Raw genomic sequence first — 20195 nt, forward strand, 5'->3', positions numbered from 1 at the left:
TTTATTAACTCTCTTTGTGAATAACTCAGGTTATTATGAGAACCACACCATACTTTGTGGAAAAGGTGAAAGCGATAGAAGTCAAAGGAAAGAGAATCTCCGAACTTCTTAAGGAGATGGGAGACACAGGTTTTCAAGGAAGAAAGCTCGCAGAAGTCGTTGATGTTTGGGAGGAGATGATAAAGCAAAAAGATCTCACGATAATAATGGGATTGACGGGCTCAATGAGCACAACCGGCATGTGGAAGATTATCTGTTGGTTAATCGAAAATCGATATATCGATATCTTGGTTTCCACCGGTGCAAATATTTCCGAGGACATACTTGATGCCATGGGTGCGGGCTATTGGAAGGGTTCTCACCTCGTTGATGACGAGGATCTGCTGCGTCACAAAATAGACAGATTCTACGATGTTTTTGCGGACGAGCTCGAATACCGGAAAATGGAGGAATTGATTGCAGAATTCATGAAGTCTATCGATGTGAACAAACTGTACACAACTAGGGAGTTCCTCTATAAATTTGGTAAATGGCTGGATGAGCGCGGAATTTATTGTATACTCTCTGCAGCATACAGACATAAGGTCCCAGTCTACTGTCCAGCCCTTGTCGATAGCGGATATGGAATAGCTTCCCTTTGTGCGGAGAATAATCTGATGATAGACATGATGGAGGATTTTCGAGAACTCGTTCATGCTCTTAAAGACAGCAAGACGGGCGTGATTTACATAGGAGGAGGGGTCCCGAAAGATTTCGTTCAGCTTGTTGCAGTGGGTAGGGAATACCTACACGGTTGGAAAAATGTTCATCCTCATGAGTACGCTATTCAGATTACTACGGATTCTCCACAGTGGGGAGGACTCAGCGGATGTACTCTAGAAGAAGCGGTTAGTTGGGGAAAGACCTCTCCAAAGGGAAAGAAGATCACATGTTATTGTGATGCCACAATTGCTCTTCCGTTTGTTTCACATGCTCTAGCGGAGAGAATAGGAAAGCCTAGAAAGGGCCCTGATTTTTCAGAGCTTTGCGAGAGAGAACTAAAAATTTATATCACCACAAAAAAATAATTCTTTGAGAAATATGGCCTGCAAGTCCGCGAAGAAGAAAAAGAAGGAAGAAAAGAAAGGAGTCTGCTAAAAGGGATTGCTCCGTCATCAAAAGCCTCTTTATATCTAAGCTTTTGGTCACTTTTGGGTCTCGAAAATACATTCCTCAGGAGATTTGTCTCTTCTTAGGCGCAAAAAAACAGGGGCTCTTAACTTGAGGTCATCAGTTACTTCTAGAAATCTCACCTCACAGACGAACTCTGGTCTAACCCATCGGACTTCGTAAGGTGGTTCCTCTTCAACTGGTTTTTCTGGAACTTCGATTTTTTTGAGTTCTGATGTGAGATATCTGATTGTTTCCTCATCAAATCCAGTTCCAACCTTCCCAAGGAAAATCAACTTTTCACGATCGTACGCTCCTATCGCAAGTGCTCCGAAGTAATCCTTCCGTTCTCCTTCCCCCGGCGTATAGCCCAAAATCACGCAGTCCATCGTCTTGAAAGTCTTGACCTTTATCCAATCCTCGCTTCTCTTCCCCTGCTGATAGGTGCTCTCGAGCTTCTTACCCATCACTCCCTCCAATCCCATCGCTTTTACGCTCTCCCACAGTCTTCTGCCATCCTCAGTATACATGCAGAGTCTCAGACGTTCGCTTTCTTTCACGATCTCTGAAAGTTTCTGCTTTCTTTCTCTGAGTGGTTTGTTTGTCATATCTTCTTCATTGGCAAGCAGAACGTCGAACGCGAAAATAACAGCCGGGTACATTTTGGAAAGTAGCTCTATTTTGAGTGGATGCTCCTGCTGTTCTCTAAGCTGCAAGAGTTGAAAATCTGGCTTGTTGTTTTTATCGAGCACAACGATCTCGCAGTCGAGAATGCAGGGGTCGGCGAGGATGTTTCTGTGAATGCCTGAAAGTTCAGGATATCTGTGTTCAATCCACTTCTTTCTTCTGTTCAGAATTTTTATCCTCTCACCTTTTTTGTAAACGATCGCTCTTGTTCCGTCGAGCTTAGGTTCCCAGATGTAGTGGGGTTTGCTGAGATCATTTTCGCTTCCCAGCCTTGCAAGCATCGGGCTTATGATGGGTGGCCAGTCTGAGTTCATACCTCGGTTACCTTCTTCTTTTCAGCGATTCGTAAACTCTCCTCTAGGGCTTTCATGAGATCCACGGTTGTCGGTGCTTCGGCCGGTTTCTCAAGTTTTATAGCAGCTCCTTCAGCCTTTCCTCTGATCAATTCGAGCAACGCTTCCCGGTATGCATCTTTAAGTTCCTCTGGTCTAAATTCTCCTTTCATCTGCTCTATCAGCTTTTTAGCAAGATCTCTTTCCCTATCCGAGGTTTCCGGAATTCTCTGGATTTCTGTCAGTTCATCTGTAGGAACGATTTCGTCGAAATAGTGAAGAAGGGTTAGATGAAGACAGTTCTGTCCGGGCCTTATCACAACCGGATATTCTTTATTCCGAAGGGTGAGCTTCCCGAGAGCAGCGGACCCTGTCTCTGCGAGAGCATGGAAAAGCAATCCATAAGCTCTCTCTCCACCCTCCTCGGGAGCGACGTAGTAATGCTCAGAGAAGTAAGTCACGTCTATGTCTCTAATTTCAATGAAATTCGAAATTTCAATGATTTTTGTGCTTTTAACTTTAATACCTTCCAATTCTTCTTCTGTTACTTCGATAAACTTATCTTTAGCAAGCTCGAATGCCTTTACGAGTTCTTCGTCTGCAAGTTCTTTCTGGCATTTTGTGCACCACTTCTTGTATTTTACCGGTGTTTTGCACTCCTTGTGAATTAGATGAAATGAGATAGACTTGTCTCTCGTTGCTTTGTAAAGCTTGACGGGTATGTTGACGAGACCGAAAGATATTGCTCCTCTCCAAATTGCTCTAGGCATATCCTTCCCCCAAAAGAAACCTTCCAACCATTAAATAAAAAACAATGCAAAAGCCAATATTTTTGATGCCGGAAACGACCGTGCTGCTTGACGAAATGTACATGGGGCTTAAGCCCTTCCTACAAGTCCTCGGCTGGAATGTTTTAACAGTTGACGATGTTGGTCTCAGAGGAGCTTCAGATGTTGAAGTTGTGGAGTTTGCATCAAAGCAAGGATATATATTGGTTTCTCAGGAGCCCAGAGTTGGGGAACTTGCGAGGCTTAAGAATGTTCCGTGTGTTGTCGTGGGTCTAGCGGACATCGCAAAGGTGATAGACGCTAGGTTGCGCGAGATAAAAAAATAGGATTTTATTGACGGGTTCCAGATAGAGATTGGAGCCCCGTGGGGTAGCGGTCAATCCTGCCGGACTCTGGATCCGGCGACGCCGGTTCGAATCCGGCCGGGGCTACCATCTGTCTGAGTAAGGGTTATATATTGCGGTTCATCATAAAAATGATAAAACGAAAAGGTGATCATCTGATGCACAAGATACTCCCGAAAGAGAATTTGAGAAATTTTTTTGAAAAGCTGAAAGAGCTTGGAGAGGTGCACGCTCCCGTTAGACGCGGAACTATCTTCGCTTTTTCCAAGATAGAGTCCGTTGAACAAATCGAGTTTTCTTACGTAAGAACGATGATACCACCAAAAAAATATTTCATTCAGACTTGTGAGGAGATCCTTAGGTTTACGCCGGATAAGGGTTATTCTCCGGTTACTACGGAAACTAAAAAAGTGGTTTTGTTTGGTGTTCATGCTTGCGATATTAATGCGATTAAAATTCTAGACAATGTGTTTTTGGAAGAGCCGGTCGATCTCTTTTATGAGGAGAGGAGAAAAAACACATTTATAGTTGGGATTTCATGCGAACCAGACGATTTTTGCTTCTGTAAATCTGTGGGTGCTGACTCTGTTCAGGATAATTATGATCTTTTTTTGTACGACCTCGGGGATAGATACCTCATCGATACGGGAAGCAGAGCAGGTGAGGAGTTTCTTTTAAGTCTTAACCTGCAGAATCCGACTTCTACGGATTTTGAAGTCTTAAGAAAAATGCTTTCTGAGCGTGATCTGAAGTTCAAAAAAACTCTTAATGCTCAGGGTCTTGCGCAGATAGTAGACTCGAACCCATCTAGCGAGGTGTGGGGGAGATATGCTGAAAAATGTCTTGCCTGTGGAGGATGTACTCTCGTTTGTCCAACTTGTCGCTGTTATTCGATCGATGAGTTTAGAGATCTCTCGCTTGAAAAAAGCACAAGGACGAGAAGGTGGGATTCATGCTTTCTGAGAAGCCATGCTCTGGTTGCCGGTGGCTTAAACTTCCGTCCAACAAGGCTCGACAGATTTAGGCACAGATACAACTGTAAGAGTTCGATCGAGTGGAAATCTGGTGGACTCTTTTGTGTTGGATGTGGAAGATGCAGCGCCTTTTGTCCGGCGGGAATTGACCATGTGGAAGTTTTAAACAACCTTGTGCATCTTTCGGTGATGACGATATGACGTCTCTCCCACCCCTTCAAGTGCCGAAATTGGCAAAAATAGTTGAAATCGTTGAGATGACGGCGATAGAAAAAATGTTTAAGCTTGAGTTTCTTGATGGTAGCACTCTGAGCTTTAAGCCTGGGCAGTTTGTAGAAATCAGCGTAATGGGAGTTGGAGAGGCACCGATTTCCATATGTAAATCGCCCACAAGATCTGGACCTCTCGAGATAATAGTGAGAAAGGTGGGAAGAGTGACAAAAGCTTTACATGCTATGAAGCCGGGCGATAAGGTCGGGGTTAGAGGACCATTCGGAAACGGGTTCCCGATGGAGAAGATGAAAGGAATGGATGTTCTGCTTGCTGCGGGAGGCCTTGGAATGGCACCGCTGAATTCGGTTCTCCAATATGTTCTGGATAAGAAAGAGGAATACGGGAAAGTAATTCTCATGTATGGGATCAGAAGTTATCAGGACGCACTTTTTAGAGAAGAGGTTTTTAAAATGCTTGAGAGCCAGACAGAACCGGTTGTGTTGCTCGCTTATGAGCGTGATGATCCTTTGCTCGCGAAGATTGCGGAGAAATATCCGCACAATGTTAGGAAAGGGGTGATAACCGTTCTCTGCAAAGAGTGTCTTCTTCCACACTTGAGAGCTGATAGAACGTGTGCGGTGGTTTGTGGCCCGCCGATCATGTATAAATTTGTGCTTAAGGAGTTGGTTGGTCTCGGAATACCCCCCGAGAGAATTTACATGACGCTTGAGAGGAGAATGGAGTGTGGAATGGGTAAATGTGGTCATTGTATCGTGGGCGGTGCATCGACAATCAGATATATTTGTAAAGATGGTCCGGTTTTTACGGGTGTCGATGCTCTTACGATAAGGGGCTTGATATGAAGCCGAAGGTTGGGTTTTACGAATTAACGGGTTGTGCTGGCGAAATGCTTCACATTTTGAATATGGAGGATATTTTAATTGATGTTTTTAGCAAAATCGATTTGGTCGAGTTCAGGATAGCGAGCAGTGTGAAGAGACCAGAAAGAGTTGACATCGCTTTTGTTGAAGGTTCTGTGACAACTGAGGAAAACTTGGAAGCCCTGAAGTCGATAAGAGAGAAGTCTGATGTTCTCGTTGCGATCGGAGATTGTGCCGTATGGGGAGGGATTCAGGCCTCCACAACCGGCGAGGATTGGAAGACATTGATGAAAGAAGTTTATGGTGTTGAGGAGAACTACTTCAGATTTCTGGGGGAGCATAAATCACTATCCGAGTGTGTGAAGGTGGACTATGAACTTCCGGGATGTCCGATTGAGCAAGACGAATTTGTCAGACTCTTCATCGAGCTTTTGGAGGGGATTGAGCCTAAAATCAAGGATTATCCTGTTTGTGTTGAGTGTAAGATCAAAGAGATACCATGTCTTATCGTGGAGAAGAGAGAGCCATGTTTGGGTCCAATCAGTGTTGGGGGCTGCAAAGCCCGATGTCCATACTACGGAACACCGTGCATAGGTTGCAGAGGCCCCGTGAGGGAGGAGGCGAATGTCGCTGGAGAGGTTTCGACACTTGTGGAAAAAGGCTGGAGAAAAGAAGATATCGTGAAGAGGATGGAGCTTTTCGCCAAGAGATATAAGGATATTGAGAAACTTGTGGAGGTCAAAAAATGAGGGAAATCCTGGTTGAACATCTGGCGAGAGTTGAGGGTCACGGCAATATAAGAGTTGTTGTTGATAAGGAGAACGTTCGGGAGGTGAAGATGGAGATTTTGGAAGGACCAAGGTTTATTGAGAAAATTCTTGTTGGAAGGAGCATAGACGAGGCGCCGGACATAGTTGCAAGAATATGCTCGATTTGCCCGGATCCACACTCGGTTGCATGTGTGAACGCGATAGAGAAGGCCATAGGCTTTAGGCCGAGTGAACAAACGAGAGTTTTGAGAGAGCTTCAGCTTATATCGGATGTTATATCGAGCCATGCTCTTCATCTTTTCCTCCTAGCTCTTCCAGACTTTCTTGGTTATCCAGATGCAATTTCTATGGTTTCCAAGTATGGGAAGGAGGTGGCCTTGGGTTTGAAGGTCAAAAAGGCGGGGAACGTGATCAAGGAGGTTCTGACGGGCAGATCGGTTCACGGATGTACGGTAAAGCCGGGTGGATATACGAGAGTTCCGACCCAGGAGGAATTAGAAAAGCTTGAAAAGAGTCTGGCGGAAGCGATGGATGGTGCAAGGCTTGCGGTGGATTTGTTTGCTTCTTTCGATCTTCCAGAGGTCTTCAGAGAGGAAAATATGTTTATGGCGGTTGATCCCGGGGAGGTTTACGGTTTTTCGGGTGAGCACATTTTAATATCGAATGGAGAGAGGAGACCTGTTGAGAATTATAGACTTCTAACGAATGAGAGGGTTGTTCCTCACTCAACCGCCAAGCACTCATATTATCAGGGCGAGTCCTTCATGGTTGGAGCTCTCGCTCGAATCCTTCTCAACAGGGGAAAGCTAAAGGGTGAAGCGGTGGAGCTGGCGGATAGAATTTGGGAGAAGCTGGATCCGAAGAATCCTCTGGCGAATAACCTCGCGCAGGCGTTGGAACTCGTGTATTCGGTTGAGAGAGCTATTGAGCTCATCGAATGGCTCCTTGATCATGGCATAGGGGAACCTAGAGGGGAGATGAAGATAAAGGCTGGGGTGGGTGTGGCGGCAGTCGAAGCCCCTCGTGGAATTTTGTATCACTTTTATGAGGTTGACGGGGAGGGAAAGATAGCTCGTGCGGACATAGTCACTCCCACTGCTCAAAATGCCGCGAACATTGAGAAATATCTGAGGATATCTGCGCAGAGACTTTTGGAGAGAGGAGTGGATAATCTCGAGCCTCACCTTGAGATGCTTGTTAGGGCTTATGATCCGTGCATTTCCTGCTCGGCGCATCTTGTTAGGGTTGTGAGGTTGAACGAGTGAAATTTGTACTCTGTTTGGGCAGTTTCTTCGCCTCTGACGATGTTTTTGGTCTTCTCGTCGCAAAGGAGTTAACGAAAAAGGGCTTGAAAAATGTTCAGATCTGTGGTTCGGATCTTTCTCCGCTTATCTCGAGGATAGAAGAGGTGGAGACTCTGATAATAGTGGATGCCGTCGATTGGGGGGCAAAACCCGGGGAGATTTTTGTGAAAAATTTGGAAGAAATTGAGGATTTTTCAGGTTTGGTTACTCACGGCCTTTCTCCAATTTTTATTGTCAGGATTCTTAGAGAATTGACAGGGAAGCCGAAGGAGGTCTATATCGTTGGAGTTCAACCAGCCAAAGTTGAGCTTGGTGTGGAAAGCTCTGAAGATATTGAAAAATCGGTTGAAGATGTTGTTGAAATAGTTTTGGATCTTCTCAAGTCCTGACCTTTCCCTTCTTGATGATCCCTTTTGTATCCATTATCGTGATGAAGGCTTCGGGGTCGGTTTTTCTAACAAGTTTGAGGAAGTCGGAAAGATGTCTTCGGGCTATGACTGACTGATAGATTAGTCTGTTTCCGCGCAATCCGCGTCCTTTGATTATTGTCATTGGGTAACCTGCATTTCTAAGGGCCAGTCCGATTTCTCTGCTTTTGGTCACTGAAATGACCTGAACTGTGACATGACCTACAGCCATTTTTTCCTCAATGTTTACGCCGAGGTAAGTTCCGAGTGCGTATCCTAGGGAAAAAGATATGAAATAGCTGATGCCGGCGAGACTGAAAGGAGCATCGAGGAAGTTCTTCAAAACGACCCCAAAGGTGATGAACCAGATTGTGGTCTCTAAAAAGCTCAGAAAAGAAGCACGAAATCTCTGGCCTCTGAGAACCCATATGTCTCTGACCGTTCCGATTGTGTTTTGCAGAAGTCGGGCAAAGAACACGGAAATGCAGACAGTGGATATCTTCAGTATTTCACTCATCAAAATCAAGAAACATGAAAAATATTTAAAAAGAGATGCTTTTTATTATCGAGAAAAGAAGAATTGCAGAGGTGAAAATATGACAACAGATCTGGATCCAAGGACGCTGAAAGTTTATGAGACGATGAAGAAGCTCGGGGCTACCTCGCCAAACTCTCTGAAGACCGCGGACGACATAATGCGCGCCTGTGGTCTTCCGAAGAGCGTGGTGAACAACGCTCTAATGACTCTTGTGAACAAGGGTTATGCGAAGAGGGTGGCGAGGGAGAAGGCTGCCGGTTACTATCTTTTGAAGTGACTATTTTCCGGCACCTGGCCCTCCACAGTTTCTTTTTTCTTTTCTTTTTCCAAGGTTTAGCTGATGAAAAGAGTGGGTGTTGCGGAGCTTCCTCTTCATGGCGGGAAATGTCCTCCTTGGCTTTTCGGCAGGATGAAGAGACTTGGGGGCGCTATTGCGGAGCTCATCGTCAGAGAGTACGGGAGGAAGGAGTTTCTCCGCAGGCTGGGAGATCCGTTTTTCCTCCAGTCTCTTGGTTGTGTTTTGGGTTATGATTGGCATAGCTCTGGTTTGACGACTGTGACGATGGGTGCTCTTAAAGAGGCACTTGCTGAGAGGGATCTTGGGATAGTCGTCTGCGGCGGAAAGGGTCTGGTTTCAAGGAGGACGCCGGACGAGATAGAGAAGGTTGCGGAGAAGTTCTCTTTCTCGACCGCGGAGAAGGAGAGGCTGAAGTATGCGAGTAGGATGGTTGCGAAGGTGGACAATGCTTGTGTTCAGGATGGATATCAGCTTTACCATCATACTTTCGTTTTGAGTGAGGATGGGGACTGGGCGGTTGTTCAGCAGGGGATGAGGGAGAAGTTTGCTAGGCGGTATCATTGGATATCGGAGGGTTTGAAGAGCTTCGTGGAGGAGCCGCATTCGGGGATAGCTGGAGAGAGAAAGGAGGATGTTGTTTTGGATATGACGGCTGAGGAGAGCGAAGAGGCGAGGAAGACGAGCGTGGATTTGGTGAGGGAGAACCCGAGGAGACTTCTCTCTTATGTTAGGGGTGCGGAGCAGAAGCTTTTGGATGAGTATCTGGAGAAGAAGCCGGAGGTTAAGGTTCTTCTCATGCCTGCGGGGCACAGGATATCGGAGTTGACGGAAAAGACGATTGCGGCGCTTAAGAGGGCTTACGAGATTCAGCCTGAGAATTATGAAGAGCTAGTGGCAATAAAGGGAATTGGTCCGAAGGCGATAAGGGCTCTTGCTCTTGTCTCAGCGGTTATCTATGGGAAGCCGCCATCTTGGAAGGATCCTGTGAGGTATAGCTTCGCGCATGGAGGGAAGGACGGGATTCCGTATCCTGTTGATAGGAAAACATATCAGACGACGATCGAGATTCTCGAAGAGGCGATAGAGGGAATGGAAGCTGGGAAGGAGGAGAAAATCCGAGCTCTTCGGAGACTTCACGAGTTTGTTGGGTAGTGCACAGCTGTGCATAATTTCGCTTCATTCACAAATTTGACTAGGGTTGAGTTCACAGCTGTGCATTCCCTTATAAACCGCTTTCAACTGATGGATCGGTGGGAGTGCACAGCTGTGCACGGTCGAGTAATTCTTTTCACGTGGGAGCTTAAGGAGAGCTCAAAATCTCGGCGTTGGTTTTACGCAAATCTCAGGCGACTGCTGGATGAGCTTCCGCGAAACAGCTGGTGTAAACTTGGGGGTTCGGTCTATCTCGTGGAAAAACGATATTCTGTGAGATTTCTAATGCTTCTCAAAAAGTTTGAAGGACCGGAACTAACGTGGTATTCGTTCGAGATAGTGCGTCAGGTTTGAGTTCACAGCTGTGCACAACGCCCCCGCTGATCACGGGAAATCCCACCACAGCAGTGCACAGCTGTGCATAGTTTCGTGTGCGTAAATTCTAAAAATCGGTGAATAGATGTAGAAATGGGCCCGCGGTAGCTCAGCTTGGTAGAGCGGCCGGCTGTAGACCCGTCGGCCGAAACCGGCATGTCGGGAGTTCAAATCTCCCCCGCGGGACCATGAGTCCATTTCAATCGCCTGCTTAAGGATGACTGGAGAACACTGGAATCGGGGCCGCTTTCGTACACTTTTCCCGATATCCGCACGCACCACATTTTTCAGCTTTTCTGGTCGGTTTGGCGTTTCTTCTTTCCTCCCAAAACGGTATCGCCCATTCAAGCTTTTCGATTGCGCTTTCCAGCGAGAAGGGGTACATCCAGACCACTAGTCCAGGAATGTCGAGATCAACCGGTTCTTTTTTATACAGTTCAGGTATGCTCAGCATGCATATTGTCTGGTTGAGACTCTCGATCTTTTCTCTGTTCAGATCGTGTGGTGCTACAGAGATGGCGTATCTCAGCTCAGAAGTTTCGAAGCCAAGGTCATGGAGAAGATATCCGTAAACCAGAGCCTGAACGTGATAACTCGGAAAAATCTTCGGCTTTCTGGAAAACTTGTATTCGATGAGCAGCGTGGGTTTTCTGCGCCTGAAGAGTATATAGTCCGGTCTACCTGCGATTACGCATTCCCGGTACTTTCCGAGTAGAAGCATAGAAGCCCCAACCGTTGGCTTTTGAAATATGTCTCTCCAGAGATCCTCTCTTTTTACAGGAATCATGCCGGAAAGAGTCAGTTCATGCTTTTCATCACCCTTTTCCATTTCTTGGGTCTGAATCTTCCCGTAGGTGTATTTGAGTTCCACTTTTTTCTCGCAATAAAACTGTTCTGCTATCTCCGAGGCATTCACAAAATGTAGTCCAAAGCGGAGCCTTTTTTTACTCTCTTTTGCTTCCTCCAGCAATGACATAAATCTTCTAAACGGTTTCCACCTTTTCATGGAACCCACAAAACTAAATTAGGGTTTTGTCATAAAATACGCTTGGGCAGTTAACAAGATCCCACAAACGAGAGTAGTTTTTTAAATTTCGTTGTTTATAAAGGAGCTTCATTCAATCAGCTTGTGGGTTGTTTTGTCAGGTGTTCGGATATCATCGCCGCATGACATATTTGCTCTCGTAAAAGGAGATTTCTCGAATGATAGCGAAAAGGTGGAGCTTGTAATGCTAGATTCGATGTGCAACGTTCTCGCAAAGGAAATTGTTTCCGAGGGAAGCGAGAACTCGGCTCCCCTCCATCCCCGTCAAGTGCTTGCCGTGGCTCTTCGATATCCGACGGTTTTCATTGTTCTTGTTCATAACCATCCGAAAGGTTGTGTGGAACCCAGCGAGGAGGATATAGAGGTAACGAGGAAAATTGCAAAGGCTGGAAAAATGGTTGGCGTTTACCTACTCGATCACCTGATAATTGGGAATGGGAAATTCTTTAGTTTCCTTCAGCAAGGTCTAATTTCTCCTTCAATTAGATAAGCAGAAATTAAAGCTGCTTATCAGATAAGTTTATATGCATGAAAGAAGAAAATTATAAGATTAATTTGGCAAAAAGAATCGACAGATGGCTAGAAAATAGGCGAATTTTGCTCATGAAAACTTTTGGGACTAGAGAATTTACCCGTAGAGAAGCTACAGATGTCCTAAAAGAAAAATTTGGTGATGATGAGAAAGCAGTTGCTGCAGTTCTCTCGGAGTTAAAGCATGCTGGTTATCTCGAGATGAGACCGGATCCTACTGACGCCAGGAAAACGATATACTGCCTAAAAGAAGTCAAGATTCTCAAGCCTGAAACAGAGGAGCTGACAAGGGATGAGCTAGAATCGCTCCTAAAAAGAGCCGCGGATCTCATACGAACTCGTGTTGATTACAAGTTCATTCTCATTCTGCTCTTTCTCAAGAGAATAAGTGATAAGTGGGAGATGGAGTTTAAACAGGTTTACGAGCAGCTTCTCCGGAATGGACTTTCGGAGGAAGAAGCCGAGGAGGAAGCTAAGAGCAGCATCTACCACGAGTTTGATTTGCCTGAGAAGTTCCTTTGGGAAAACCTTCGCAAAGATGTGGCTAGACTCCCGGAGAGACTCGCTGAATGTCTCAAAACCCTCGCCGAACGCAACCCGGAGTTGAAGGATGTGGTGGATAGGGGAGATTTTCTCCAGTTTGCGAGAAGTTCGGAAAATGCGGAGATTTTGAGGCAGCTTGTTGAACTCTTCAGTTCTCGCAAGCTCCACCACGTTTCTCCCGATGTGCTCGGAGACGCGTATGAATGGGTTTTGAGGTACTTTGCTCCGGAAAAGGCGAAAGAGGGAGAAATCTACACACCAAGGGAGGTCATAAAACTGCTCGTTGAGATTTTGAATCCGAAATCTGGAGAATCTGTTTATGATCCAGCGTGCGGATCGGGTGGAATGCTCATTTTGTCGTTCAAGAATGTGGAGGAAAAGGAGGGGAGGGAGGCAACCCGAAAGCTCTCCTTGTACGGACAGGAGGCAAACCGGGAGATTTTCGCTCTCTGCAAAATGAATATGTACATCCACGATATTAGGGATGTCAACATTGAGTGGGGTGATACGCTTCTCTATCCAAAGTTCATTGAGGGGAACAGGCCAAAGACTTTCGACGTTGTGATGGCGAATCCACCTTGGAATCAGGATGGTTATCACGAGGAGGTTCTGAAGAAGGGAGAGTTCTGGGGAGAGAGGTTTGTCTACGGTTTCCCGCCCAAACAGTCTGCGGACTGGGCATGGATTCAGCATATGCTGGCTTCCGCCGACGGGAAAAACGGAAGGGTTGGGGTTGTTATAGACAACGGTTGTCTGTTCAGGGGAGGGAAGGAGCGGGCAATAAGGGAGAGGGTGCTGAGAGATGACCTGCTGGAGTGCGTGATCCTTCTGCCGGAGAAGCTCTTTTATAACACCGGAGCCCCGGGAGCCATTCTGATTTTCCGTAAACATAAGCCAGCCGAGAGGAAGGGGAAGATCCTGTTCATTAACGCGAGCCAGGAGTATGAGAAGCATCCAGAGGTGAGGAAGCTGAACAGGCTTGGGGAGGCAAACATAAGGAAGATCGCTGAGGCCTACAGGAACTTCAAGGATGTTGAGGGTTTCGCCAGAGTGGTTTCGCTGGGGGAGGTGAGGGAGAACGATTACAATCTAAACGTCACGCTGTACGTCTTTCCGGAGGAGAAGGTCGAGGAGATAGACGTGGCGAAGGAGTGGGAGGAACTCCGCAAGATTGAGAAGGAAATTACAGAGGTTGAGGAGAAGATTCAGGGATATTTGAGGGAGGTTGGAGGTTAAACAAATGAAAAGATCAAATGATGAGATTCGCGAGTTAATTCTAAGAGAATTATATGAAGTTCACAAAAAAGCTAGGAGTCTAAAAGCCACGGGAAAAAGCATAAGCGAGTTGAAACGCCAACTTAAGAAGCAATATGGACTAAGTGAAAAAGAAATTGTGCCCAATCTTGATTTTTTAATCCAATGCGGTTGGGTAAAGGTAGAGAAAGAAACATCCGAGTTTAAAACTCCAAGAGGGTTTATAAAGAAACAGGAGAAAGGTATCTTCAAAATTTCAGATATGGGTATCAACTATTTTGAAGGACAATCCAAATTCCAAAGGATAGAGAGATCGCTTGCTGGTATAAACATAACTAATATAGGTGGGGTCACAGTCTTAGGGGACGGAAATGTAGTTGTAAATGTAAACTATGTTGATTTATACAAAGAACTGTCTATGCTTTCAGAGATCATAAGAAAAAGTGATCAACTCAAAGATGTTGACAAATTAAACTACATCGCGGAAATTGAAACAATAAAATCCCAGTTGATGAAACCGGAACCTGACAAGAACATAATAAAGCAAGCTTGGGAAAAACTAAAGCCACTTGCAACTATTGCTGGCATAGCTTCGTTTTTCGAGCGAGTTGTTAAATTAATGGGGGCATTGTTTTGAAAACCGGTTACAAACAAACGCCAATCGGTAGTATCCCGAAGGAGTGGGAGGTTGTCAGGCTTGGGGATATTTCTAAGGTATCTTCGGGGAATACAGCACCGCAAGATAAAAAATATTTTGAAAATGGGAAATATCCTTTCATAAGAGTTCAGCACCTTAGTACATTGCTAGAAAATAAATATCCTATTATTTGCGATTTTGTAAATGACTTGGCTGTTGAGGAACTCAAATTGAAAAAATTCAAGAAAGGTTCTATAATATTTCCGAAAAGCGGGGAGTCTATAAGGCTTGAAAAAAGGGCGATACTAAGAGAGGATTCCTATGTGGTAAACCACTTAGTTGTTGTCGAAGTTTTTTCAAATAACGTAGATACAAACTTTTTATATTATTATTTGTCAAGCCTCAGAACAAGTAGTTACCTTTCTAAAACTACAATGCCATCACTCAATCTTTCAGTCATTAAATCATTTTTAATCCCCCTCCCACCCCTCCCCGAGCAACGTAAGATCGCCGAGATCCTCTCAACAGTCGACCAAGCCATCCAGAAGGTGGACGAAGCCATAGCCCGGACTGAGAGGTTGAAGCGTGGGCTGATGCAGAGGCTGCTCACCCGGGGTATAGGGCACAGGGAGTTCAAGGACACGGAGATAGGGAGGATTCCGAGGAAGTGGGAGGTTGTCAGGCTTGGAGACAAAAAAATTACAGAAGAACTTTTCTACGGTATAACCGCTAAAGCTGTCGATAAGGATACTGGAGTAAAAATGTTGAGAACTACGGATATCAAAGAGTATTCTGTGGACTGGGAAAAACTTCCTTTTTGTGAAATCACTGAAAGGAGGGGTAACTTAACTAGATATCTTCTGAAGAAAGGAGACCTGATTGTAGCAAGGGCTGGAACTGTGGGCGTTTCTATTCTTGTGGATAGAGATTTTGACAACGTGATTTTCGGATCATATCTGATAAAAGTGAAGCTAAAACCAAGCATACATCCAAAATTTGTTCACTATTTCTTCCAATCCTCACTTTATTGGAAACACCTGCAAAAGGCTCAAGGAAGTACTTTAAAAAACGTAAACCTGCCTTTGTTAAAATCTCTCAAGATCCCCCTCCCACCCCTCCCCGAGCAGCGCAAGATCGCCGAGATCTTCTCAATCGTCGACAAAAAGCTCGAACTCGAAAGAAAAAGGAAGGAAAAACTCGAGCGGATCAAGAGGGGTCTGATGAACGATTTGCTCACCGGGAAAAAGAGGGTGAAGATATGATTGACCAACATTTGGAAAAAGAAAGAGTGATCGTGGACGAAAAATTAAAACAAAATGAAGAGACCAAAGTATACGAAATTTTTCGTGAAGTTATGAAGAGTTATCTCGGAGTAGAAATAGAAAAAGAAAAGGCAGGACGAATTTTAGAATTTTTCATGACAGTAATGTATAACTTGACTTTGAATCCAAGCGCCATCGTTAGAGGGTACTACCTTTGCGCAGAGCAAGATTATGAAGCCGCTAAGTTATTGAGTAAAAAATTTCCCTCCCTCGCCGTTTTTCATTTACAACAGACCGTAGAAAAAATAACTAAAGCTTACGCGCTCCACATGGGATTGATAAAAGAAGAAGAATCGTATAAAAAACGAGGAAATAAAGTCGGGACCGAAGTTGTTGGTCATATCTCACCTAAGGCTTTTATTTTGTTGTTGAAGAAAAGAGGCGCTGCAGAATTCGTCGATACGGTTTTTCTTGCATGTCCAGAAATTCCCAAAATAACTGTTAAAGAAGTTCTTCAAAAATTCGAAAAATTACTACAAAAAACGGATGAATTGGCAAAACTCTCAAAAAATGAAATAAACCATTTTATAAAAAGATGCGAAGACATCCAAGACGCCATTAGAAAAATTGACATCAGGAAAACAAGGGAAAATTTCAAACGCCTCAAAGTAGGGTTTATTGCAAGACTAAGATCTGCGGTTTCACCAGAGATAGTTGAAGATATCAAGAAAAAATTTAACGCGATAGAAAGGAAGATCGGTTCAATAATCAATGAACTTCTAACGTTTTCGCAACTATATGCTCTGGCGATAATCACCTTTCCGCACTTCTCCTACAGTCGATACCCTGGAGGCAAAATAACATTTGCTGACTATCACGAAGGGCTGGGTATAGTAGATTCTCTCGATGATATTTTGATCTCTATCGGTTCTATTATGAAAAGTCTAGAAAAAATTTGTGCGAGAGGGTGAAAATGCCAATCTTTACCGAAAAATCCACTGTTGAAAGCTACATCATAGAAAAGCTGAAGGAAAAAGGCTGGAAGCATGTTCCCGGAGAAGAATTAGAGCGAGAAGACTACTCCGAACCGCTTTTGGTGAGGCATCTTCTTGAAGCAATCCACAGAATAAACCCCCACCTAACCCTGACAAAAAAGGATCTGGACAGAATTCTGCTAGAACTCAGGAGCCTTCCATCCACATTTGATGGTTCCAAGCGACTGCTCAAGTTCCTAAAAGAAGGAATCCCAATAGAACTGGAAAAAACAGGAGAACTCAGATATGTCTCTCTGCTCGATTACGAAAACCCAAAGGAGAAAAACGAGTTCATCGTAAGCGACCAAGTACCTTTCCACGGGCCTAAAGAAAGATGTAGACTTGACATAGTCCTCTACGTAAACGGAATCCCGCTTGTAGCAATAGAGTGCAAAAACCCGACCGACCCGACCAGAGACTGGGAAACTGCCTATAAACAGATAAAATCTTACGAAAAGGCTGTCCCAGAACTCTTCAAGTATGTCCAGTTCAGCATAGCCGCCGCCGCGACCACCAGATATTTCCCGAACGTCTTAGGAGCCGAGGATGTCAAAATCTACTTCCCTAAAGGGAAAGATACTCCCGAGTCCCTGGATCGAACACTTGACCTCCTCCTAAATCCAGACGCTCTCCTCGATCTTGTTGCAAACTTCATTTTCGCGAGGGAAGAGCATGGAAAGTTCACAAAAGTTTTGCCCTACTACTACCAGTACGAAGGCGCCAACCAAATCTACCAAAGAGTCCTTAACAACCTGTCTGAGAAGGAAAAAAAAGAGAAGGGGTTGATCTGGCATTGGCAGGGTTCCGGAAAAACCCTCACGATGATTTACGCCGCCCGTAAACTTTACCTTTGCCCCCTGCTTGAAAACCCCACCATCTTCTTCGTCGTCGACAGAGAGGAGCTTGAGGAGCAACTGTTTAAAGAATTTTCTTTCTTAGACCTCGGCATACCCTCACCTGAGGTCATTTCTTCGATCGAGCACCTCCGTCAGATTCTGACCTATGACGAGGGAAGAGGAAAGAGGGGGATGTTCATCACTCTCATTCACAAGTTCGGCGAAAAGCTTGCCGATCTCGTTTTTGAGGACAAGGACATGAAAAACATTTCAAACAGGAGAAACGTCATCGTTTTAATAGACGAGGGACATCGGACGCAGTACGGAGAGTATGCCGGCCGTATGCGAGGCATACTCAAGAAAGCTTTCTTCTTCGCTTTCACGGGAACTCCTTTCTCCACGAAAAAGAGAGATACCTTCGCCGCTTTTGCTTATCCCGAGGAGGGCGAACTCTATCTTCACAAATATTTTGTCCGAGAATCAATTGAAGACGGTTTTACCCTCCCCATTGTTTTCCAGACTAGGATGGAAAAAGAGGTCGGCCTAGAAAAAGAACTACTGGAAGAGTTTTTGGAGCAAGAGCTGGAGGAAATCACCGAAGAATCCCTCCGCCTCGCCCTAGAAGGAAAAATCAGCAGACGATTGACCCAGATCGTTGTATTCTTTGAGAATCCAGAAAGAATAGAAAAGATTGCCAGCGATATCGCCACTCATTTCAAGGAAAACGTGGACGGAAAGTTCAAAGGCATGGTTGTGGCGGCTTCAAGAAAAGCGTGCATCTATTATAAGGAGGCTCTCGATCGGCTGCTGGGACCGGAATACTCCGAGATTGTTATGACGTTCAATCCTCGCACGGACCCCGAACCGATCAAATCCTATTACGAAAAGTTGAGGCAGAAATATCATGGCAAGGAGATTGAGGAAATCTGGGATGAGATAATCGAGAAGTTCAAAGAAAGGGAATATCCGAAAATTTTAATCGTCACGGACAAACTTCTGACAGGTTTTGATGCTCCAATTCTCCAAGTGATGTATCTAGACAAGCCGCTGAAGGAACATAGGCTTCTTCAAGCAATAGCAAGAACCAATCGTCCATTCAAAGAACTAAAACCAGCGGGTCTCATCATAGACTATGTCGGAATTCTCAAAGAATTCGAAAAAGCCGTGGCCATTTACGAAAAGCAGGATATTCAGTACGTAGGCTTCAAGCCGGAAGAAAAGATAGATGAGCTTCGAAAGCTTATCAGCGATGCGGAGGAGACCCTTGAGGGTGTGGATAAAACAAAAACCGATTTTGAAACTCTTAAAGCCGCAGCAAAACTGCTCTTTCATTATCCAGAAAAGCAGAGAAAATTCTCCCAAACGTACAAACAGGCTAGAAATCTTTACGAGTTTCTTCTCCCCTTCGGGCTGGACAAGAAGACTGTGGAGAGATTCAAATGGCTGGCCGCAGTCTACAACTTTCATCGCCAATGGGTGGAGCAGGAGAAGTCAGAGGAAATGGAAGAAAACTTTAGAAAATTCTATCCAAGAGTTGTTGAGCGCGTTCACAAGGCCATCCAAATAGAAATGAAAGAAGAGTTTCCAAGTTTAACGCTTGATAAAGAATATCTTGAACGGTTGGGCAGATTGGGTTTAGAAGACCAAGTTTATAACATGGTTTTCGGTCTAAACAAATATATCCGCGTAGACCGTCCGTTCAGTCCTATTTATGAACCAATCGCCAAACGCGTGGAAAAACTAGTTGAAAGGTGGCGAAACAAAAAGATTTCGGTCGAGGAGGCTTATAACGAAGCAGTTTCCATTTTGCAGGAAACGAGAAAAACCGAGGAGAGAATAAAAACGCTCGGATTCTCAGAGCCAGAATACTTCATTCTCAAAGTTCTTGAAAAGGAACTGGGAGAATCTGAGGATCTAGTCCAAGAAGTCCGGAGTCTCTGGAGAAAATGGGAGAAGACTGGAAAAATATTCCCAGGATGGACTCGAAAAATGAGTATCCTAAAGGAACTCGTGCGAGATATAAGAATGTTCATGGTAAAGAAAGGTATCCCACTTAAAAGGAGGGAAGAGCTCTGTGAGGAGATCATCAACGGACTCAAGGCCACTTCATAAAGTGCTGAGGATAGAAGGAGAAAGCATACCTTATACTGTCGAATGGAGGAAAGTGAAATATCCGCGTTTGGAACTGAAAACCGGGAAGCTAAAGATAATTCTTCCAAAAGGAGTAAAGGACGAAACACCCATTCTGGAAAGAAATCTCCAGTGGATACTTAAAAGGCATGAAGAAATCAAGAGGGCAAAGGAGAACATAGCAAACTCCTTGAGCGGAAATGGGATTCTCATCTTCGGCTCTTTCTATAAAGTCGAGCCGGGCATACCCCTCGTCATTTTCCTGAACGGGATACAGAAAAAGTTCGACCTGATGAAAGAAAGAGACCAGGTTAAACTAAGAAACTTTCTAAAAAAGATTCTGAGAGAGGAGCTGAGGAAGTTAGTGAACCACTATTCATCAAAATTTGGTCTGAGATTCGGAAGAATATACATAAGAAACCAGAAAACAAAATGGGCAAGTTGTTCCTCCTCGGGTAACCTGAGCTTTAACTTCCGGCTTGTTCACGTACCATATGATATTTTAAAGTATGTTGTCTGTCATGAGGTTCTTCACCTAGCTGAAAAAGGTCATTCGAAAAAATTCTGGGAAAAAATCAGAGAGGAGTTTCCAAACTACAAAGAGATGGAGAAAAAACTTTTCGAATACTGGTTTTTCACGATGGATTCCCAATTTCCAGATATTCGTTTTATTGGAAAGCGAAAAACCTCAAGAAATTTGGAATGAAAAAG

Annotated in this window: 21 protein-coding genes and 2 tRNA genes; 19 read left to right on the plus strand and 4 right to left on the minus strand. The window is 44.6% G+C overall.

All coding sequences use genetic code 11. The features are described from left to right. The first annotated feature begins 35 nt into the window (after positions 1 to 35). Complete coding sequence (locus tag QXF64_04235; GenBank protein ID MEM1689689.1) at positions 36 to 1067, plus strand: deoxyhypusine synthase; 1032 nt, start codon at positions 36 to 38, stop codon at positions 1065 to 1067. Positions 1068 to 1184: 117 nt separating this feature from the next. Here QXF64_04235 and ligD read toward each other — a convergent pair whose 3' ends face one another. Continuing rightward, a complete protein-coding gene (ligD, locus tag QXF64_04240) occupies positions 1185 to 2150 on the minus strand; it encodes a non-homologous end-joining DNA ligase (protein MEM1689690.1) in 966 nt (321 codons plus the stop codon). Beyond that, the gene (locus tag QXF64_04245; protein MEM1689691.1) at positions 2147 to 2938 is read right to left on the minus strand and encodes a Ku protein; all 792 of its coding nucleotides are present in this window, start codon (positions 2936 to 2938) and stop codon (positions 2147 to 2149) included. The genes ligD and QXF64_04245 overlap by 4 nt, the downstream gene beginning before the upstream one ends. 65 nt (positions 2939 to 3003) lie before the next feature. Between QXF64_04245 and QXF64_04250 the strand changes: the two genes are divergently transcribed. The 7 genes from QXF64_04250 (at position 3004) to QXF64_04280 (ending at position 7831) form a co-directional block, all read left to right on the plus strand. Next, positions 3004 to 3282, plus strand: coding sequence for a DUF5615 family PIN-like protein (locus QXF64_04250; protein MEM1689692.1), 279 nt, complete (start codon positions 3004 to 3006; stop codon positions 3280 to 3282). Between the two features lie 32 nt (positions 3283 to 3314). After that, positions 3315 to 3390 (plus strand) — tRNA-Gln (locus QXF64_04255). Between the two features lie 68 nt (positions 3391 to 3458). After that, positions 3459 to 4475 carry a 4Fe-4S dicluster domain-containing protein gene (locus tag QXF64_04260; GenBank protein ID MEM1689693.1) on the plus strand — a complete coding sequence of 339 codons (1017 nt, stop codon included), beginning with the start codon at positions 3459 to 3461 and terminating at the stop codon, positions 4473 to 4475. Continuing rightward, positions 4472 to 5350: an FAD-binding oxidoreductase gene (locus tag QXF64_04265; protein ID MEM1689694.1), complete on the plus strand. Its 879-nt coding sequence runs from the start codon at positions 4472 to 4474 to the stop codon at positions 5348 to 5350. Before QXF64_04260 ends, QXF64_04265 begins: the two co-directional genes overlap by 4 nt. Further along, a complete protein-coding gene (locus QXF64_04270; protein ID MEM1689695.1) occupies positions 5347 to 6117 on the plus strand; it encodes a hypothetical protein in 771 nt (256 codons plus the stop codon). Before QXF64_04265 ends, QXF64_04270 begins: the two co-directional genes overlap by 4 nt. After that, positions 6114 to 7403, plus strand: a complete 1290-nt coding sequence (locus tag QXF64_04275) for a Ni/Fe hydrogenase subunit alpha (protein MEM1689696.1) — start codon at positions 6114 to 6116, stop codon at positions 7401 to 7403. The genes QXF64_04270 and QXF64_04275 overlap by 4 nt, the downstream gene beginning before the upstream one ends. Beyond that, positions 7400 to 7831 (plus strand): hydrogenase maturation protease, encoded by a 432-nt coding sequence (locus QXF64_04280; protein MEM1689697.1) that lies wholly within the window; start codon positions 7400 to 7402, stop codon positions 7829 to 7831. The genes QXF64_04275 and QXF64_04280 overlap by 4 nt, the downstream gene beginning before the upstream one ends. Here QXF64_04280 and QXF64_04285 read toward each other — a convergent pair. Next, entirely contained in the window at positions 7821 to 8366 is a 546-nt protein-coding gene (locus QXF64_04285; GenBank protein ID MEM1689698.1) for a DUF5698 domain-containing protein, read from the minus strand. The two genes, QXF64_04280 and QXF64_04285, sit on opposite strands and share 11 nt — an antisense overlap. A gap of 79 nt (positions 8367 to 8445) precedes the next feature. On the opposite strand from QXF64_04285, the gene QXF64_04290 reads away from it, so the two are divergent. The 4 genes from QXF64_04290 (at position 8446) to QXF64_04305 (ending at position 10401) form a co-directional block, all read left to right on the plus strand. Next, positions 8446 to 8664, plus strand: a complete 219-nt coding sequence (locus tag QXF64_04290; GenBank protein MEM1689699.1) for a helix-turn-helix domain-containing protein — start codon at positions 8446 to 8448, stop codon at positions 8662 to 8664. Positions 8665 to 8727: 63 nt separating this feature from the next. Continuing rightward, a complete protein-coding gene (locus tag QXF64_04295; GenBank protein MEM1689700.1) occupies positions 8728 to 9837 on the plus strand; it encodes a DUF763 domain-containing protein in 1110 nt (369 codons plus the stop codon). Between the two features lie 90 nt (positions 9838 to 9927). Then, on the plus strand, positions 9928 to 10191 hold the full coding sequence (locus QXF64_04300) for a hypothetical protein (protein ID MEM1689701.1): 264 nt from the start codon (positions 9928 to 9930) through the stop codon (positions 10189 to 10191). Between the two features lie 119 nt (positions 10192 to 10310). Next, positions 10311 to 10401, plus strand: a tRNA-Tyr gene (locus QXF64_04305). Between the two features lie 22 nt (positions 10402 to 10423). Here QXF64_04305 and QXF64_04310 read toward each other — a convergent pair. Next, complete coding sequence (locus QXF64_04310) at positions 10424 to 11218, minus strand: PD-(D/E)XK nuclease family protein (protein MEM1689702.1); 795 nt, start codon at positions 11216 to 11218, stop codon at positions 10424 to 10426. Positions 11219 to 11339: 121 nt separating this feature from the next. Here QXF64_04310 and QXF64_04315 point away from each other — a divergent pair, with 121 nt between their 5' ends. The 7 genes from QXF64_04315 (at position 11340) to QXF64_04345 (ending at position 20190) form a co-directional block, all read left to right on the plus strand. Beyond that, entirely contained in the window at positions 11340 to 11747 is a 408-nt protein-coding gene (locus QXF64_04315) for a JAB domain-containing protein (GenBank protein ID MEM1689703.1), read from the plus strand. A 65-nt stretch (positions 11748 to 11812) separates the two neighbouring features. After that, a complete protein-coding gene (locus tag QXF64_04320; GenBank protein MEM1689704.1) occupies positions 11813 to 13567 on the plus strand; it encodes a class I SAM-dependent DNA methyltransferase in 1755 nt (584 codons plus the stop codon). Positions 13568 to 13571: 4 nt separating this feature from the next. Continuing rightward, on the plus strand, positions 13572 to 14222 hold the full coding sequence (locus QXF64_04325; GenBank protein MEM1689705.1) for a hypothetical protein: 651 nt from the start codon (positions 13572 to 13574) through the stop codon (positions 14220 to 14222). Beyond that, on the plus strand, positions 14219 to 15484 hold the full coding sequence (locus QXF64_04330) for a restriction endonuclease subunit S (protein MEM1689706.1): 1266 nt from the start codon (positions 14219 to 14221) through the stop codon (positions 15482 to 15484). Before QXF64_04325 ends, QXF64_04330 begins: the two co-directional genes overlap by 4 nt. Continuing rightward, positions 15481 to 16455, plus strand: a complete 975-nt coding sequence (locus tag QXF64_04335) for a hypothetical protein (protein MEM1689707.1) — start codon at positions 15481 to 15483, stop codon at positions 16453 to 16455. The genes QXF64_04330 and QXF64_04335 overlap by 4 nt, the downstream gene beginning before the upstream one ends. A gap of 2 nt (positions 16456 to 16457) precedes the next feature. After that, positions 16458 to 19466 (plus strand): HsdR family type I site-specific deoxyribonuclease, encoded by a 3009-nt coding sequence (locus tag QXF64_04340; GenBank protein ID MEM1689708.1) that lies wholly within the window; start codon positions 16458 to 16460, stop codon positions 19464 to 19466. Next, positions 19429 to 20190, plus strand: a complete 762-nt coding sequence (locus QXF64_04345; protein ID MEM1689709.1) for a SprT family zinc-dependent metalloprotease — start codon at positions 19429 to 19431, stop codon at positions 20188 to 20190. Before QXF64_04340 ends, QXF64_04345 begins: the two co-directional genes overlap by 38 nt. The last annotated feature ends 5 nt before the right edge of the window (positions 20191 to 20195 follow it).

The organism is Candidatus Hadarchaeales archaeon, from assembly GCA_038823825.1.
Classification (GTDB): Archaea; Hadarchaeota; Hadarchaeia; order Hadarchaeales; family Hadarchaeaceae; genus JAVZGN01.

Bases quoted from the DNA above. Each gene is read 5' to 3' on its own strand.
- QXF64_04325 (MEM1689705.1), top strand. From the start codon at position 13,572: ATGAAAAGATCAAATGATGAGATTCGCGAGTTAATTCTAAGAGAATTA.
- QXF64_04285 (MEM1689698.1), bottom strand. From the start codon at position 8,366: ATGAGTGAAATACTGAAGATATCCACTGTCTGCATTTCCGTGTTCTTT.
- QXF64_04245 (MEM1689691.1), bottom strand. From the start codon at position 2,938: ATGCCTAGAGCAATTTGGAGAGGAGCAATATCTTTCGGTCTCGTCAAC.
- QXF64_04335 (MEM1689707.1), top strand. From the start codon at position 15,481: ATGATTGACCAACATTTGGAAAAAGAAAGAGTGATCGTGGACGAAAAA.
- QXF64_04310 (MEM1689702.1), bottom strand. From the start codon at position 11,218: ATGAAAAGGTGGAAACCGTTTAGAAGATTTATGTCATTGCTGGAGGAA.
- QXF64_04340 (MEM1689708.1), top strand. From the start codon at position 16,458: ATGCCAATCTTTACCGAAAAATCCACTGTTGAAAGCTACATCATAGAA.
- QXF64_04270 (MEM1689695.1), top strand. From the start codon at position 5,347: ATGAAGCCGAAGGTTGGGTTTTACGAATTAACGGGTTGTGCTGGCGAA.
- QXF64_04295 (MEM1689700.1), top strand. From the start codon at position 8,728: ATGAAAAGAGTGGGTGTTGCGGAGCTTCCTCTTCATGGCGGGAAATGT.
- ligD (MEM1689690.1), bottom strand. From the start codon at position 2,150: ATGAACTCAGACTGGCCACCCATCATAAGCCCGATGCTTGCAAGGCTG.
- QXF64_04260 (MEM1689693.1), top strand. From the start codon at position 3,459: ATGCACAAGATACTCCCGAAAGAGAATTTGAGAAATTTTTTTGAAAAG.
- QXF64_04300 (MEM1689701.1), top strand. From the start codon at position 9,928: ATGGATCGGTGGGAGTGCACAGCTGTGCACGGTCGAGTAATTCTTTTC.
- QXF64_04235 (MEM1689689.1), top strand. From the start codon at position 36: ATGAGAACCACACCATACTTTGTGGAAAAGGTGAAAGCGATAGAAGTC.
- QXF64_04290 (MEM1689699.1), top strand. From the start codon at position 8,446: ATGACAACAGATCTGGATCCAAGGACGCTGAAAGTTTATGAGACGATG.
- QXF64_04250 (MEM1689692.1), top strand. From the start codon at position 3,004: ATGCCGGAAACGACCGTGCTGCTTGACGAAATGTACATGGGGCTTAAG.
- QXF64_04265 (MEM1689694.1), top strand. From the start codon at position 4,472: ATGACGTCTCTCCCACCCCTTCAAGTGCCGAAATTGGCAAAAATAGTT.
- QXF64_04275 (MEM1689696.1), top strand. From the start codon at position 6,114: ATGAGGGAAATCCTGGTTGAACATCTGGCGAGAGTTGAGGGTCACGGC.